At 41.3% G+C, this 14,420-nt stretch carries 16 protein-coding genes; 9 read left to right on the forward strand and 7 right to left on the reverse strand.

The window, feature by feature from the left end; all coding sequences use genetic code 11:
• Window positions 1-117 precede the first annotated feature (117 nt).
• Entirely contained in the window at window positions 118-375 is a 258-nt protein-coding gene (locus tag BW976_RS07855) for a hypothetical protein (RefSeq protein ID WP_076372178.1), read from the reverse strand.
• Between the two features lie 75 nt (window positions 376-450).
• Window positions 451-3,288, reverse strand: a complete 2,838-nt coding sequence (locus BW976_RS07860) for a TolB family protein (protein WP_076372180.1) — start codon at window positions 3,286-3,288, stop codon at window positions 451-453.
• Window positions 3,289-3,703: 415 nt separating this feature from the next.
• Between BW976_RS07860 and BW976_RS07870 the strand changes: the two genes are divergently transcribed.
• From BW976_RS07870 to BW976_RS07885, 4 genes are all read left to right on the forward strand, one after another.
• The gene (locus tag BW976_RS07870) at window positions 3,704-4,303 is read left to right on the forward strand and encodes a trypsin-like peptidase domain-containing protein (RefSeq protein ID WP_262494187.1); all 600 of its coding nucleotides are present in this window, start codon (window positions 3,704-3,706) and stop codon (window positions 4,301-4,303) included.
• Between the two features lie 451 nt (window positions 4,304-4,754).
• Window positions 4,755-5,312, forward strand: coding sequence for an RNA polymerase sigma factor (locus BW976_RS07875; protein ID WP_076372186.1), 558 nt, complete (start codon window positions 4,755-4,757; stop codon window positions 5,310-5,312).
• A gap of 49 nt (window positions 5,313-5,361) precedes the next feature.
• On the forward strand, window positions 5,362-5,766 hold the full coding sequence (locus BW976_RS07880) for a hypothetical protein (RefSeq protein WP_076372188.1): 405 nt from the start codon (window positions 5,362-5,364) through the stop codon (window positions 5,764-5,766).
• 98 nt (window positions 5,767-5,864) lie between these two features.
• Window positions 5,865-6,080, forward strand: a complete 216-nt coding sequence (locus BW976_RS07885; protein ID WP_084192113.1) for a hypothetical protein — start codon at window positions 5,865-5,867, stop codon at window positions 6,078-6,080.
• A gap of 133 nt (window positions 6,081-6,213) precedes the next feature.
• Here the strand turns inward: BW976_RS07885 and BW976_RS07890 are convergent, their stop codons facing one another.
• Both BW976_RS07890 and BW976_RS07895 read right to left on the reverse strand, forming a co-directional pair.
• On the reverse strand, window positions 6,214-6,711 hold the full coding sequence (locus tag BW976_RS07890) for a VOC family protein (protein WP_084192114.1): 498 nt from the start codon (window positions 6,709-6,711) through the stop codon (window positions 6,214-6,216).
• A gap of 72 nt (window positions 6,712-6,783) precedes the next feature.
• On the reverse strand, window positions 6,784-7,038 hold the full coding sequence (locus BW976_RS07895; protein WP_076372192.1) for a hypothetical protein: 255 nt from the start codon (window positions 7,036-7,038) through the stop codon (window positions 6,784-6,786).
• A gap of 177 nt (window positions 7,039-7,215) precedes the next feature.
• Here BW976_RS07895 and BW976_RS07900 point away from each other — a divergent pair, with 177 nt between their 5' ends.
• The gene (locus BW976_RS07900) at window positions 7,216-7,887 is read left to right on the forward strand and encodes a Pr6Pr family membrane protein (protein ID WP_084192115.1); all 672 of its coding nucleotides are present in this window, start codon (window positions 7,216-7,218) and stop codon (window positions 7,885-7,887) included.
• 122 nt (window positions 7,888-8,009) lie between these two features.
• Here the strand turns inward: BW976_RS07900 and BW976_RS07905 are convergent, their stop codons facing one another.
• Both BW976_RS07905 and BW976_RS07910 read right to left on the reverse strand, forming a co-directional pair.
• Window positions 8,010-8,207, reverse strand: coding sequence for a hypothetical protein (locus tag BW976_RS07905; protein ID WP_076372194.1), 198 nt, complete (start codon window positions 8,205-8,207; stop codon window positions 8,010-8,012).
• A 203-nt stretch (window positions 8,208-8,410) separates the two neighbouring features.
• Window positions 8,411-9,268, reverse strand: coding sequence for a glycoside hydrolase family 16 protein (locus BW976_RS07910; protein ID WP_076372196.1), 858 nt, complete (start codon window positions 9,266-9,268; stop codon window positions 8,411-8,413).
• Window positions 9,269-9,417: 149 nt separating this feature from the next.
• Here BW976_RS07910 and BW976_RS07915 point away from each other — a divergent pair, with 149 nt between their 5' ends.
• The 4 genes from BW976_RS07915 (at window position 9,418) to BW976_RS07930 (ending at window position 13,062) form a co-directional block, all read left to right on the forward strand.
• Window positions 9,418-10,671 carry a metallophosphoesterase gene (locus BW976_RS07915; protein WP_076372198.1) on the forward strand — a complete coding sequence of 418 codons (1,254 nt, stop codon included), beginning with the start codon at window positions 9,418-9,420 and terminating at the stop codon, window positions 10,669-10,671.
• Window positions 10,672-10,871: 200 nt separating this feature from the next.
• On the forward strand, window positions 10,872-11,162 hold the full coding sequence (locus BW976_RS07920) for a DUF3892 domain-containing protein (protein ID WP_076372200.1): 291 nt from the start codon (window positions 10,872-10,874) through the stop codon (window positions 11,160-11,162).
• Window positions 11,163-11,620: 458 nt separating this feature from the next.
• Window positions 11,621-12,100 (forward strand): Lrp/AsnC family transcriptional regulator, encoded by a 480-nt coding sequence (locus BW976_RS07925; RefSeq protein WP_076372202.1) that lies wholly within the window; start codon window positions 11,621-11,623, stop codon window positions 12,098-12,100.
• Window positions 12,101-12,108: 8 nt separating this feature from the next.
• Window positions 12,109-13,062, forward strand: a complete 954-nt coding sequence (locus BW976_RS07930) for an EamA family transporter (RefSeq protein ID WP_076372204.1) — start codon at window positions 12,109-12,111, stop codon at window positions 13,060-13,062.
• Window positions 13,063-13,147: 85 nt separating this feature from the next.
• Here the strand turns inward: BW976_RS07930 and BW976_RS07935 are convergent, their stop codons facing one another.
• The gene (locus BW976_RS07935; protein ID WP_076372206.1) at window positions 13,148-14,155 is read right to left on the reverse strand and encodes an ABC transporter ATP-binding protein; all 1,008 of its coding nucleotides are present in this window, start codon (window positions 14,153-14,155) and stop codon (window positions 13,148-13,150) included.
• Window positions 14,156-14,420: the final 265 nt, after the last annotated feature.

Consider the following 14,420-nt stretch of genomic DNA (forward strand, 5'->3'; position numbering starts at 1 on the left):
TCGTCACTCGGCTGGAGCCAAGAGACGGCAGGGGTCTCTGACTTCAGACGATTATGCGCGTAGTCTTCAGACTACAGGCATAGTAATTCGAAATCGAAGACTTTAAATTGCACTGTATTATGATTCCAAATATTCATTTAGAGCCTTCCTTATAATTACATTTAGATCATCGCCATCAAATCTTATACTATCAAAAGCTCCTTTCGATGAACTAATAACCACGGTATAGACATTTTTTCCTCTCACTCCGTCATTTTTCAGTATAAAGATATCCCCAAGGCTCCCTATTTTAAAAAATACCTCCATTATCTGATCATTAGTTAGAATATTGAGGGGTTTTAACAGGGCTATTATTTCTTCCTTAATTTGCTCCATATTTATTACTTCATAAAATTTGCCAGGCTATCATGTTTTTTAAAGTCTCCCCTTCGGGGAGATTTAGAGGGGTAATTAAAAAAACGTCACCGGCAGTACCAGCTCTATCCTGTTACGGCCCGTACCGCCAAAAAAGTCATCATCCAAAAGCCTGCTATACCGGATGCCGAACGAGATGCTGTTCTGGTTAAAAAACTTGGTATCAAAAAACACGGCAGCTCCAGTCGACCGGAAGTTTTGTTTAAAGCCGGCACCATTGGTAAAAAAATTATCAGCAGTGGCTCGGGTATAATCAAAAAATAATTGTCCCCTTAAACGCAGCAGGTATACGATGTTGCCAAAACCGGCGTCGGGATAAGCAAAGGGGAAATGATAGTTAAGGCCAACCTTATTCATATCGTCCAGGCTTTCGGCGGTATAACCCTTACTAAAGGGAAAATCGTTCGAGAAACCGATCACATTGTTCTTACCTTTTTGCTGATGGGCCACATTGATCACCAGGCTGTGGTTAGTTGTCAGTCCGGGGAAATAAAATGTACCCTGCGCCAATAACTGTGTAGCCGCCCCGCCAGATACACCGGCCTTGTAATTGAGGCTGAGGCTTTGCGCCAGCATGGGGTATATATTTTGTTTAGCTACTAAACCCTGGTTGCTAAAGGATATATAATTGTTGAGGTAGGCATAGTTCCGGTCTTTAAACTGCTGGGCATTACCCTGCTGAAAATGCGTTTGGTTAAAATACAGATCACTGCCAAAGGTGAGGCCGGTAGAGTGTTTGCCTGCGCTGAAGTTAAGCGGCACCTCGAGTCCGCCATGTACCGATGTTTCGTTCCAGTACACGTAGCTGCCTTTGTAAAACTGGCGACGATCAAGCGTATAATCAACCCCGACAGATATAAAGGGATACAAAGCGCCGTAAATAGCATCAAAGCCAAATTGCTTGTAACCTTCGTTGCGGTTATAATCAAAGGAGATCTGCGACTGAAAAGTATTCAGCACGTTTTCGCCGGTAATGGCAAAAGAGTAGTTAGGGTCGCTGATGTTGGGGATGATGCTATGGAAATTGAACAAGCCATGCCCTTTGGAATAAGGGACAACCGGCAGCGGCTTATCAACTACTTCCGTTAGCATATCGGCAGACGAATCCCGGCCCAACGCGCTGATACCCATCGTAGGTAAATGACGCACATACTGCGGACCAGCATCTATCCATTTCAGGTCTTTTTTGTTTACCTCGTTAATCTGGTAGCCAAAAGCGGTAAAACCAACCCAGGCCAGTTTATTATTGGCCACAGCGGGCTGGTAATGACCTATACCGGTATCATGACCGGTTGGCAGTAATTCAAAGCATTGGTTATCCTTCAATTTCAACACAAACAGGCGGTCGTTCACATCCTCGGTTTGGGTAAAGTAAACGTCGTTATTTTTAACGGTGGTGAAACCAATGGGCCGGTAACTAAAAGGGACCAGGTATTTGGCATTGCCGCTGGCGATATCGATCAGCGCCAACGTCATTTTACCCTGGGGATTACGGACCGCAGCCACCAGCTGATCATCACCATAAAATTGCGGATAGGTATAAAACAGATGCTGCGGATTAGGCAATACTTTAATCAGCTGACCATCGGTGTTTAGCAAATGCAGCTCGCTCGCGCCCGAGGTAGCCACTTGAGCCACTACGATACGTTTACCATCGGGGCTAAAGGCGGGCGAAAAATATTTTGTTTTTTGGGTGATACGATGCTCTTTACCGCTGGCGATATCCAAAATCATCAGTTCGCTGTAATTTCGGTAGCCCCAGCGCGCATCAGGGCGGTAAGTCGCATAAACCACTTGGCCATCATGGTAATTAAAGTAATTATCAAGCGATGATGAACGGGTACTGATCTTCCGCTCCCGGTTGCCGGTAAGGATTACAAAAGCCGGGATATGATCATAGGGGCTCTTCATATAAATGAGCGTACTATCATTAATATAAGCCGGATACTCCCTATCAGCGTCAAAATGTTTGTTTTTGGCAGCAGGTGTTTTTTCATCATCCTTAAAAACCTCTTTAAAATGACTGAGCCCGTTATTGGTAAATGTTTTAAAATCGGTACCCGTGTATTTATTGATGGCCCGCTGAAATGGATAAAACCCGCCCTTAAAAGCCGCGGCATCGTGCGTTACGTTTTTCCAGAGGTTATCCCCATATTTTTCGCGCCCATAGGAAACCAGCATGTAGCCCAGTGGATAATGATCGGGCGTAAAGTCAACGTACGATCCATTGCGCAGCTTCATGTAGCTGTAATCACGATCGGCCGCCCATAGGGCCCTGTAACCATTAAAAAACCAGGGAAGGCGTCCGCGGCCCTGTCCGCTTACATGGGTTTCGTTAAAAACGGCATCGCCCTCAAAAAACCAGTTGGGTACGGATAGGTCGTTACCCAGGGCCTGCCCGCCTTCGCCAAAAAGAATGTGCAGTACGTGCGAAACACCTACGTTAAAATTATTATACTGTTGTACATGCCTAAACTCGTGAATGGCCAGCTGTTGTGCCCAGGGCAAACTGCCTATATCAAAACTGTTTTGCTCGGGTGTCAAGAAAAACTCGCTGCGGAAAGGCGCCAAACCTACATAGCCATTGGCAATAGTAGTTTGGTTTTGCAGCACAATGCTCACCTGTTTCTGTTTTAAACCGATGGTGGGCTTAATGAGCCCGTTCATTTGCTGCACAATATTGGCCACCCTCAACCCTGCCGAATCCATCCCCGCCGGGAAAATAATACGCGCCGCCGGTGTATTTACCTGCTTCCACTTTATCGACGGCGGATTACCCCCAAATTCCTGCGAGCGGGCAACGGTAACGGTGAATAAAAGCGCAGGTAACAGCAGTGTGGGCAAGATTTTTCTAACGGCGGAGGTTTTTTTCATAGGTTGCTCAAAGTAAGCACAATTTGTAATTTAAACAATTGGTTTAACATATTGGCGCCAACTCAGTCCTCTGCGCTTTGCTGGACATTCCCTCACCTATTGCGGAAAGAGAGCATGCTGAGTTGTTGACTCATGACGCAGATCTCTGCACACGACACCATTTAATTCGTTATATTTAGCATAAATCCAATCCGATCACAGACATGAAATTTATTTTAAGTTATTGCCTAATCTTTTTTGCATATCTAAATGTTGAAGCACAAACTTCGGGCGGGATAATAAGTAGAGATACATTGGTAAGATGCGTAATGGATCTTCGCAAAGACACAACTATTATAAATAACAAAGGAGCTGTAATAAATACTACCATATCTGGCACAGGCCTGTTTGTTCTTAGCGGAAAGGATATATATATATCGTTACCGCAGCTCATGTGGCTAAATCTATGGACTTTTCTTCTTACATCATTATGGGAGGCAGCAATGATGTACCAAGGAAAGTTTATTTACTCGACTTGATACAGGAACGTAAACCAATATGGCAGTTCCACAATCGAGCTGACTTAGCTGTATTAAAACCCTCCCCTAAGAGGTCTATAGCCAATAGTGGCCTCCTTCAGGGGAAGTTTTTACCTACTAATTATATTAGTAAAGATTCTTCAAAGGCAGTGTCAAGAGATATCCAACTAACTATAATTGGCTTCCCTTTGGGTATAGGGGTTGAAAAGCGTTTTTCTCCCCTAACATATCGCACATATCCATCAAGTGGATTTATTACCATGCAAAGGGCTGACTTGAAAACGATGTGTGAATTTCTACTTTTAGAAAATCCGAGCGTTGGAGGATATAGTGGAGGTCCGGTTTTTGACGTATCTCAGACAGTGATAAATTCAATGACTACTACCGGCTCTGGAACAATGTGTTACGGTTTTATACATGGTACACTTTCTGATGAAACTGGTGGCAAATTGGCTGCCATTACTCCAAGTTACTTTATGTTCGATCTTATAAAATAAGTATTTAGTTTCTGTCTCTTCTTGTTTCCAGAACGTGACTCGAAGATTGTCTCCCCAGCTTTTATCTCTCCCAAATTTTCGTTATATTTGTATACACCACAGCCCGGCTATCCGATCAAAAGGATAACCGGGCTGTTTAGTTAAAAGAAAAACAAGACCAAAAACCGATCGTTTGGTATGCAGTTATTTGATAGTCAATAATTTAATACTTTTTAAAGTTTTAAAAACCACTCAAAACCACACTGAAATTTGTTAAAAAGTGTTAAAATGAGTTTTTTTTGATCGGTTTTAAACTCTTTTTACGCTGTTTTTGAGCAGGAATTTGTTAAAATTCAAGGTTTAAAAAGTTTTTCTTCCGCACCCTTCATTTTCTTTAAAATAATTTAAAATGTTTTTGTCGGTCAATCGTCTTTATCTTTATAAGGAGTAAAAAAAATTGATAACCGCCATAATGCCCGACGATAAGAACAGCCAAATTATACATACCATAAAAGCGTATGGTAAAAGCCTGTTGGGTTTTATTCGCCGGAGGGTAAAAAACGATGCCGATGCCGAGGATATTCTGCAGGATGTCTGGTACCAGTTTAGTTCGGTGATCAATTCAGAACCTATTGAACAAACAAGCGCCTGGCTTTATAAGGTAGCACGCAATAAAATAACCGACAAGCATAAAAAAAAGACGGAAACCCTGTTGGATGATATGCTTACCGGTGAGGACGAGGAGGAGGATACAGCCGATTTTAAGGCTATTTTATTCACCGAGACTAGCACCCCCGAAACGGAATATCTGCGCAACCTGTTTTGGGACCAGCTATTTATTGCACTGGACGAATTGCCCAACGAGCAAAAGGATGTATTTGTATGGCACGAACTGGATGACATGTCGTTCCAGGAAATTGCCGATATCACTGGCGAAAAAATGCAAACCCTGGTATCGCGCAAAAGATATGCAGTGCTGCATTTGCGTAAACGCTTACAACAATTGTATAAAGAAATAACAGAATATTAAATGATGGCGGGCACAATGCCTGTCGCACAAAAAATTAAAGATCAAGAAAATGAAAAAAGTATTTTATAGAGGGCGTTTTATATTTATCCCGCTGGCAGTCGCCGCCTTCCTGTCGCTCATCAGCTTCGTAGTGATGCAGTTGTGGAACAACTTATTACCCGATATTTTGCATCTGGGGACCATTACCTTTTGGCAGGCCATGGGCATATTTATTTTATGTAAGCTATTGTTTGGTTTTGGTAAAGGAGGCGGACGCCCCGGTTGGGGCGGCGGCGGTTTTATGCGTGCCCGCATGGCCGAGCGTTTTAAAAACATGAGCCCGGAGCAACAGGAAAAATTCAAAGCCAAAATGCGCGACCGTATGTGTAACTGGAACGACCGTGACCGGGGCTTTGGAAAGTTTGATCGTGAATGGAACGACTTTAAAGCCGAAGGGGAAAAGAAAGGGGAATAGAGTCAAGACATTAGAATCAAGATTAAAGTTTGTCAGTATCATTTCACTCTTGATTCTTGGCTCTTAATTCTAACAATTAACAATATAATGCTATTAAAATGGATGTGCTGGTATTTTCAACAAGCGTTAAAGAACGGCGTCAGGTAAGCAGGGTAACAACCCTGCTTACCAAAATTCCGGCTATTATGCAATGGAACTTTGACCTGGAAGACTGTGATAATATATTGCGTATTGAGGCTGAAGGTGTATGCCCGCGCCGAATTGAAACGCTTTTACAAAAGGCCGGCATCCAATGCCAGGAACTGGAGTATTAAGAAGCAAGACATTAGAATCAAGATAAAAGCAAACACAGGCGGTTGATCTAAATATCTTTAGTAATTTAAAAAGGTCGAATTAACCTATTTTCCCCTGTCTTGATTCTTGACTCTAATGTCTTGCTTCTTATTCTTATTTCCCCTTTGCCGGACTATTGATCTCAATCCAATATCCGTCAGGGTCCTGAAAATAAAGCTGCAGAACGCCATCAGGCCTTAAGGTTGGCTCCTTGCTATCGCCTTTCCAATTGCCGTAAGGAATATGTAACTCGTTAAGCTTTTTGGCAAATTCTTTTACAGAACCTACAGCAAAGCAAAGATGCTCGGTAATATCGTGCTTATAAGTACAATTACCCTGTATAGCGTGTAGTTTTACATGGTTCCCCAAGCTGTACCACTGATGCAGCGTATCAGCAAATGGGTTGGGTACTTTTTGCAAGTGCATTACTTCGGTATAAAACGCGGTGCTTTTTTTAAGATCGCGCACACAAATAGCTATATGATCAACTACGGGAGCAGTATCAGTTGCCATTTGGGCCTGACAAAAGCGAGGTAAAACAAATATCAGCAAAAATACACCCCATTTTAGCCTGTCGGCCTTATGCGAACTTAAATTCAAAAAAATGCTCATGTGAAGTTTTGGTTTTAAAGCCTAAAGATATAGGTTTAAATGAGGTAGCAATTAAAGTCAGTGAATTGTTACTTAGCAGGATACCTGAGAGTTAAAATCGCGACAGGGAACATAATATAAAGAATTGTTACGGTTCCAGTCATCTATATCTATTAGCCCGGCCCGGGTTTGATAGTGTCTGTCGTCATTGGGGCATTTAACCACATAAAGGCCTGCCGCATCAGCTTTAATCACAGGGCGTGCCCCGCAAGTTTTGCAAAGTTTGCAGCAAATAGATTTGGGTATGGTCAAATAGCCATTCATAGCATTTTTTACGGGTAAACCCATGATGTAGTTACCCGCTTACCACAATTTACAGCTTAAAAATGAACTTATGGAAAAGCATTTTATTCATTTAACATATACTACAATTGCCTCCATTTAAACGTATGGGAGCATCAATTTCTTTTGTTACTTTTAAGATCATTTAAACTTTATGCAACCAACCTTAGAGCAATAACAAGCATGGAACAAAGCACATCTCCACACAAACCCAATAAACCTGCAACCATTTACGCAGCAGCAGCCGGACTTGTAGTATGGTTCGCTTTGATATTACAGGTAAGCATCTCGATACCGGCCTATATACAAGAAGGCCATACTTGGGCCGGGGCCGTTATACAAATACTAAGTTTTTTTACTATCCAAAGTAATTTAATGGTTGGCGTTTGTTTGGGGGTCTTATTATTAAAACCCTCGAACGCCTTTTACAGATTTTTTTCAAAAGGATACGTGCTCAGTGGTATCTGCTTATATATTATAGTAGTTGGCCTTGTTTACAACATTATTCTGCGTAGCTTATGGCATCCCGAAGGTCTGTTTAAAGTAGCCGATGAATTACTGCACTCCTTAAACCCACTATTATTTGTTATTTACTGGCTGATTTTTGCGCCACCGGAAAAATTAAAATGGATGCAATCTATAAACTGGCTCTGGTTTCCGTTCTTATATTTGGTATATACACTTATCCGCGGAGCTATAACCCAGCTTTATCCCTATCCTTTTGTTAATGTAGTTAAATTAGGATATGGTCATGTGTTGATCAACTCATTGGTATTATTGGTTGTTTTTTTAGGGCTGGGGTTATTGCTTGTTTTTATAAGCCGCATAATTAAAACAAAGCAGCTATCTATTTAATTACCAACAACAAATAAGGTTTGTAAGTGGGGCCATAAAATAAGAAAGCCCAGCTTAACAGCGGGGCTTTCTTATTTTATGGTGTATTAACAGGTTAAAAATTTGTATATATTATTGGGTGCTCAATCGTTCCACAAATAACTTTTGTGACCAGATCTGGCAAGTTTATTTTCTATAAAAAAATCTTCTTTCTGCAAACATTCATTGGTATGCACGTCTTCGTCGGCGTTTACTTTTATTACACTGCCGGCCACTTGAGTAACTATACTTGATAAAGTAGCTACTTCGCTATCTGGTATTTGAATTGTTAATATTGCCATAATGGTAGATGTTTGATGTTAATGTTTGGTATTCAAAAATATGCAATTGCTATTTAGGCAATGTTTAAAAAAAGTAAAATTAGAGCCATAATTTGATGACAATTTTACATTTTTTGCATTTTATAACTCAAACGCGTTGCTGGCTATGCGTATTATGCCTGCTATAGCTTTGTTACGCTTCTTTAACAAATTTTAACAACAAACTACTCCTTCCCTTTGGTAACCAGCACCCAATCAACAAACACTTTAGCTTCGCCGGCTTTTATCTTATTTACGGTGCTTTCTGAGATCCCATAATAGGGTTTGGAGATTTTGTTGTACCCGCCCGGGTATCCTCCACCCAGGGCGAAATTAAGGATAATGAATTTTTTGTTATCAAAAGCCCAGCGCCCATATTTTTCAACCATAGGTTTGGTCACTGTATAAGTTACCTTACCATCAACTTTAAATATCAGGCTGGTTGGGCTCCAGTCAACCGAATAAACGTGCCATTGGGTAACATCTGTGCCTGATGCAAAATGCGCCCGGTAAGCCAAAGGTGTATTACCAAAATAATTGGGACCATGCAGGGCGTGACTCACCCAAGTGGAATCGCCAATGGTTTCCATCATATCGATCTCGCCGCAATCGGGCCATTTACCGTTTCCCAAGGCCCAGAATGCCGGCCATAACCCGGCTCCTGCGGTCATTTTCATTCGTGCCGATGCTGTGCCATAGGTAAATTCCATCTTGCTACGGGTATTTATCCGACCAGATATAAAATCATAGCTTTTTTTCTCCTTACTCATAAAGCCAGGTTGATATATAGCTTTCAGCACCAACGCGCCATTTATCGCGCCTTCCGCATCCTTACCTTTTACCATATATATAGTAGCCGTCGAATCAACATACGCTTGTTGCTCGTCATTCACAGTCTGGCCTGTAACTTCTACATTCCATTTGTTCCTGTCGAGGTTTTGTTCATTGAAATCCTCAAAAAACACCGTATCGGTTTTGGTTTGCTGCGCGTTGGTATGTAAGGCTATTAATAAGCCTGCGGATAATAAATAGTATAGTTTCATTGCTATGTTTAATTATAGCTAAGATAAGAATCAAGAGCCCAGAGTCAAGAATCAAGACGCGGGTGTAACAATCCTGAATAATTTCTTGGTTCTTGATTCTTAACTCTTATCCACTTCTTTTTCTAAATTGCAGGTTAATACCTATTTATATGCACGGCAGTGGTTTTTTAAAAGTATTTCTCATTATTTCGGCTATCAGTCTATTATTCGACTGGTATATTTTTTCTGGACTTAAAACATTAAGTGCCGATTGGCAATCGCAGCTGTGGCGTAATATCATGTTATTTGGCTACCTGTTTATTTCTGTCGGGGTTGTTGCTTTGTTCCTGATCGGTTTTGGCAGTTTTAGTACGGCTAACGGCATGCGCCCTTTTCATGAGTGGATATTGAGTTTGTTTATCACGTTTTTCCTAACCAAATTGGCATTTGTTATTGTTTTATCGTTGGGTGATCTGGGCCGGTTCATTGTTGGTTTATTCAAGCTCGCCAATCGTTCTGGTAACCAACCAATATTCCCGGCCCGCCGTAAGTTTATCAGCGAAATAGCGGTATTAGTTGCTGCTATTCCGTTTACCTCCATGTTTTATGCCATGTTCAAGGGTAAATACGATTATAAGCTGCATCGCACCACCCTCTACTTTGATGATTTGCCAGATGCTTTTAACGGCTTTACGATAACGCAGTTATCGGATATCCATTCAGGTAGTTTTGATAATACCGAAGCCATGCAACGGGGAATTGATATGGCTAAAGCTCAAAAAAGCGACCTGTTTGTTTTTACCGGTGACCTGGTTAATAATGCTGCCTTTGAAATTGAGCCTTATATTGACCGTTTTAGCCAAATCAAGGCTCCACATGGACAATTCTCGATATTGGGCAACCACGATTATGGCGATTATATACACTGGGATAGTGATCAGGAAAAGGCGGCCAATCTGGATAAGCTAAAGCAACATCACCAGACATTAGGTTACCGCCTTTTACTGGACGAAAATGTGACCATTGAAAAAAGCGGTCAAAAAATATCACTTATTGGTATCCAAAACTGGGGGCGCGGCTTTATACAAATAGGCAATCTGAATAAAGCATTGCAAGGTGTACCTAAAGATGCTTTTAAGATATTATTATCTCATGACCCAACCCACTGGGAAGAGCAGGTTCGTTATAACGAAACCAATATTCACCTCACCCTTTCTGGTCATACTCATGGGGCACAGTTTGGTGTGGAAATTCCGGGTTTCAGATGGAGCCCGGTAAAATATCGCTATCTCGACTGGGCTGGCCTGGCCAATGAAAAAAACCGATACCTATATGTGAATCGTGGTTTTGGTTTCCTGGCATTTTCAGGCAGGTTAGGCATATGGCCGGAAATCACCGTTATTGAATTAAGGAAGAAAGCATAAACGGATTGATAATCGTTTTTTACAGACTAAAAAAGTGCAAAGCCGTTAAAATATAACGAGCTATTGATTATCGACAATCCGCAAAAATACTCCGTGAAAACACGGTGCCTCCATAAGTAAAAATACGGTGTTTTCACGGATTGACTCGTTAGCATTTATTTCAGAGTTTTAAAATATTCAAACCCTGATAATATTTAACGATGCCCTTACAAATAACCGGAGTAAACAGCACAACTGGTGAGTATGATAATCCTTACCTGGCTATTAACTCACTGGTGTGGGTCGATGACTACACACAAAATCGCGGAATAACTACAAGAGATGTGCTTTTTGACTGGATCAATGACAATGGTACAGCCTATGTTTTAGACGAAGAAGGCAATAAAGCCAAACTACTTACTGCAACCACTAAAAGTGGCTACAAGTATGTAAAAACGGCTTTTGATGAAACAAAACCCGACAAGTTACTAAAACTGCTGGCTACGAAATAGCAAAATACCTTAACCTTATCGTACTTGCACCCGTCATAAAAAATGGCGGGTGTTTGTTTTTTACAGGAATACCAAAATCAAACCTGTAACCTACTATTATCCCACTAAATCATCATAGTAGTATACAGCAAGTTTCGGGTTTAGCCGCTGCACTCAACAGCGTAGTTTTGAATAAATAAACAAACAGAATTAGGTAATTAAATTAGTATTTACCAACATAAAAAGATCAGACGTGCTACGTTTTAACTTCTTTCAAGCAAACACTTGCTAAACTTTTAGCAACCCTTTCTTTACCCTGAAAGATAATTAAATCAGATTTATTGCTGTTTCCAAAGGCATGATTCAAATTTCCGCAGCTCAATTATGCGTTCAAACACTAAATAGACACTTTTGTTGAATTAAATTCATTTTTTATTAACTATATTGAATTTAATTCACTAAATACTTAATATTACAGAATGAATAGCGAAACAGAAATCAATCTTGATAAAACCGACCTGCACATTTTACGCCTCATGCAGGAAAACGCCCGGATATCAAATGCCGACATGGCTCGCGAGCTGGGTATGGCGCCATCTGGCGTATTGGAACGTGTAAAAAAACTGGAGCAAAAAAATGTAATTCAACAGTATACCACCCGTATTAACCCAGCTGCCCTGCAGCAAAAACTGCTGGCATTTGTTTTTATGAAAGCATCCGACGGACCAGGTTATAGCGGCGCTACATTGGAGCTTGCCAAAATACCCGAAGTACAGGAAGTGCATCATGTGGCGGGTGACGATTGCTACCTGGTGAAAGTGCGCACTTACGACTCGGCTTCATTGATGAGTATTATGCGTAACCAGTTTGCCAAAATACCCAACATCATTAGTACCCGAACCACTATAGTACTGGAAACGGTTAAAGAAGAACAACAATTAGTTATACCCGAAAAATAAATATCATCATGGCCTTAACACCTCAAAAATCCGCATCTCCATTAATGGTTATCATCGCCTTTGCAACAGTTTATATTGTTTGGGGTTCGACGTATTTTTTTATAAAAATGGCTGTCGATGGGTTTCCCCCCTTGTTGTTGGGCGCTCTTCGTTTTCTTACTGCCGGTATTTTGCTATTGACCTGGTGTAAAATTAAAGGCGAACAGATTTTTATCAAACGCAATATTATTCATGCTGCTGTTACCGGCTTTTTGCTGTTGGTAATAGGCAATGGCGCCGTAATTTGGGTTGAACAAACGCTCCCCAGTGCTATGGTGGCCATTATGGTATCATCAGCTCCTATTTGGTTTGTATTGTTTGACAAACAAAACTGGCGTGTAAATTTCAAAAACACATCTACCATTGTTGGTTTAATTATAGGTTTTGCCGGTGTGGTGTTACTATTCAGCGAACAAATACGAGGCTTGTTTGATTCCTCAACCGGGCTCTCTAAACTGCCGGGAATGTTGCTGTTACTCATTGGTGCCATGTCATGGGCATCCGGGTCATTATATTCTAAATACAATAATACACAAGGATCAGCCTCGGTAAATACAGCCTGGCAGATGCTGGCCGCAGGCTTAGTGTTTTTACCATCGAGTTTTTTAACCCACGAAGTTCAAAACCTGCAATGGCAAAACATACCAACCCATAGTTGGCTTGCTTTACTTTACCTGATAATTTTTGGCTCCATTGCCGCATTTAGCGCTTATGTATGGCTTTTGCAGGTTCGCCCGGCAACTCAAGTAAGTACTTATGCTTATGTAAACCCGGTTATAGCGGTTATACTCGGGGTGTTGTTTGCTCACGAAAGCATTACCCTTTTACAAGTAGGCGGCCTGGTGATTATCCTGGGCAGTGTGCTGCTTATCAACCTAAGCAAATACCGTAAAGAAAAACAGGCAAAAATGGAACTGGCGTAAGCCGAGGGTCAAGAATCGAGATCCAAGAAAGTCCCATTTTGGTAACCATAGTCTTGATTCTTGACTCTAATCTCTTGCTTCTGCTTCAATTCTCCCATTTTCCAAACTCAAAGTATTTATTGATGTTGATGCTGATTTTAGTACCCTTGGGATATTTACCCCTATCGTGATTAGTTACCCGGAGAATAACTCCCTCGCGCTCAATGATCAGTTCTTCATAAAAACCTTTGAACAACACCTGCGTTACCAACCACTTGTTACCCAAAACACCTAACTTAATATGTTCGGCGTATATAACCACTACACCACGCCTGCTTTTGATACCGCAAACTTTGGCCTGGGTAGAGGTAAGCTGACTACAGCTAGCCAATATCTGCGAGGTATACAACAGTTTAGGTGAATGATACAATTGCTCCGGGCTGCCATTTTCAACTATCTCCCCTTCCTTCAGTACAATCAGTTCATCGGCCATCGACAGGATCTCGGCGGGGTCATGGGATACCAGCACCACAGTAACTCCCCATGCCTTTACAATGTAACGGATATCATGCTGCAATCCTTCGCGATAGGTAGCGTCAACCTGGTTAAAAGGCTCATCCAGCAACAATACTTCCGGACGACTGATCAAGGCTTTGGCAATGGTTACCCGTTGTTTTTCGCCGCCGCTTAATTTACCAAAGGGCTGCTCCTTCAACTGATAAATATGAAGCATATTGAGGACCTCGGTCACTTTTTGTATGGTCAGGCTTTTATCTTCTTCCTGAAGCCCGGCAGCTATCGTATCCCAAACAGACAATTGTGCATCCATATCGCTTCCGTTTTGGGTAACCAAGCGCATTACCTGATGGGCATGCTGTAGTCCATTATCCCTGCTTAAAACCTGCTCTTCCTTAAAAAAAACTTCGCCATGATCTGGCTGTAAGTGACCGTATAGCAAATTGAGCAGTGTAGTTTTACCGCTGCCGCTTTCGCCAACAATGGCGGTAATTTTACCCTTGGGAATAAATATGGTTATATTGTTAACACCGGAAGATTTATCACCAAAAAAGTTTTTGGTAACTGATATGGTTTCCAGTATCAGGTCATTGTTCATTTTGCAGGGGCGTTTTAATTAGCTAATCAACTCTTATACAAGCGAGTATATCACTACGAATAAAGTACCTAATCTATAAAAAAGTTCAGGACCAAAAAATGATGATCAGCGGATATTTTAAAATGGCCGGCAAACAGATCTAACTTTGTAATTGATGATAGAAACCGCACCTCCATCAGGGCTGAAAAAACTTTTTAAACCTTAAATTTTAACATTTTTTTGTTCGAAAACGGGGTAAAAACGATTGAAAATTGATTTAAAAACC

It is taken from the genome of Mucilaginibacter lappiensis, from assembly GCF_900155965.1.
Classification (GTDB): Bacteria; Bacteroidota; Bacteroidia; order Sphingobacteriales; family Sphingobacteriaceae; genus Mucilaginibacter; species Mucilaginibacter lappiensis.

Coding starts and splice junctions, on each gene's coding strand:
- BW976_RS07910 (WP_076372196.1), bottom strand. CDS start 9,268: ATGAAACTATACTATTTATTATCCGCAGGCTTATTAATAGCCTTACAT.
- BW976_RS07895 (WP_076372192.1), bottom strand. CDS start 7,038: ATGGGTTTACCCGTAAAAAATGCTATGAATGGCTATTTGACCATACCC.
- BW976_RS07885 (WP_084192113.1), top strand. CDS start 5,865: ATGGATGTGCTGGTATTTTCAACAAGCGTTAAAGAACGGCGTCAGGTA.
- BW976_RS07900 (WP_084192115.1), top strand. CDS start 7,216: ATGGAACAAAGCACATCTCCACACAAACCCAATAAACCTGCAACCATT.
- BW976_RS07880 (WP_076372188.1), top strand. CDS start 5,362: ATGAAAAAAGTATTTTATAGAGGGCGTTTTATATTTATCCCGCTGGCA.
- BW976_RS07875 (WP_076372186.1), top strand. CDS start 4,755: ATGCCCGACGATAAGAACAGCCAAATTATACATACCATAAAAGCGTAT.
- BW976_RS07930 (WP_076372204.1), top strand. CDS start 12,109: ATGGCCTTAACACCTCAAAAATCCGCATCTCCATTAATGGTTATCATC.
- BW976_RS07920 (WP_076372200.1), top strand. CDS start 10,872: ATGCCCTTACAAATAACCGGAGTAAACAGCACAACTGGTGAGTATGAT.
- BW976_RS07860 (WP_076372180.1), bottom strand. CDS start 3,288: ATGAAAAAAACCTCCGCCGTTAGAAAAATCTTGCCCACACTGCTGTTA.
- BW976_RS07905 (WP_076372194.1), bottom strand. CDS start 8,207: ATGGCAATATTAACAATTCAAATACCAGATAGCGAAGTAGCTACTTTA.
- BW976_RS07890 (WP_084192114.1), bottom strand. CDS start 6,711: ATGAGCATTTTTTTGAATTTAAGTTCGCATAAGGCCGACAGGCTAAAA.
- BW976_RS07855 (WP_076372178.1), bottom strand. CDS start 375: ATGGAGCAAATTAAGGAAGAAATAATAGCCCTGTTAAAACCCCTCAAT.
- BW976_RS07915 (WP_076372198.1), top strand. CDS start 9,418: ATGCACGGCAGTGGTTTTTTAAAAGTATTTCTCATTATTTCGGCTATC.
- BW976_RS07935 (WP_076372206.1), bottom strand. CDS start 14,155: ATGAACAATGACCTGATACTGGAAACCATATCAGTTACCAAAAACTTT.
- BW976_RS07925 (WP_076372202.1), top strand. CDS start 11,621: ATGAATAGCGAAACAGAAATCAATCTTGATAAAACCGACCTGCACATT.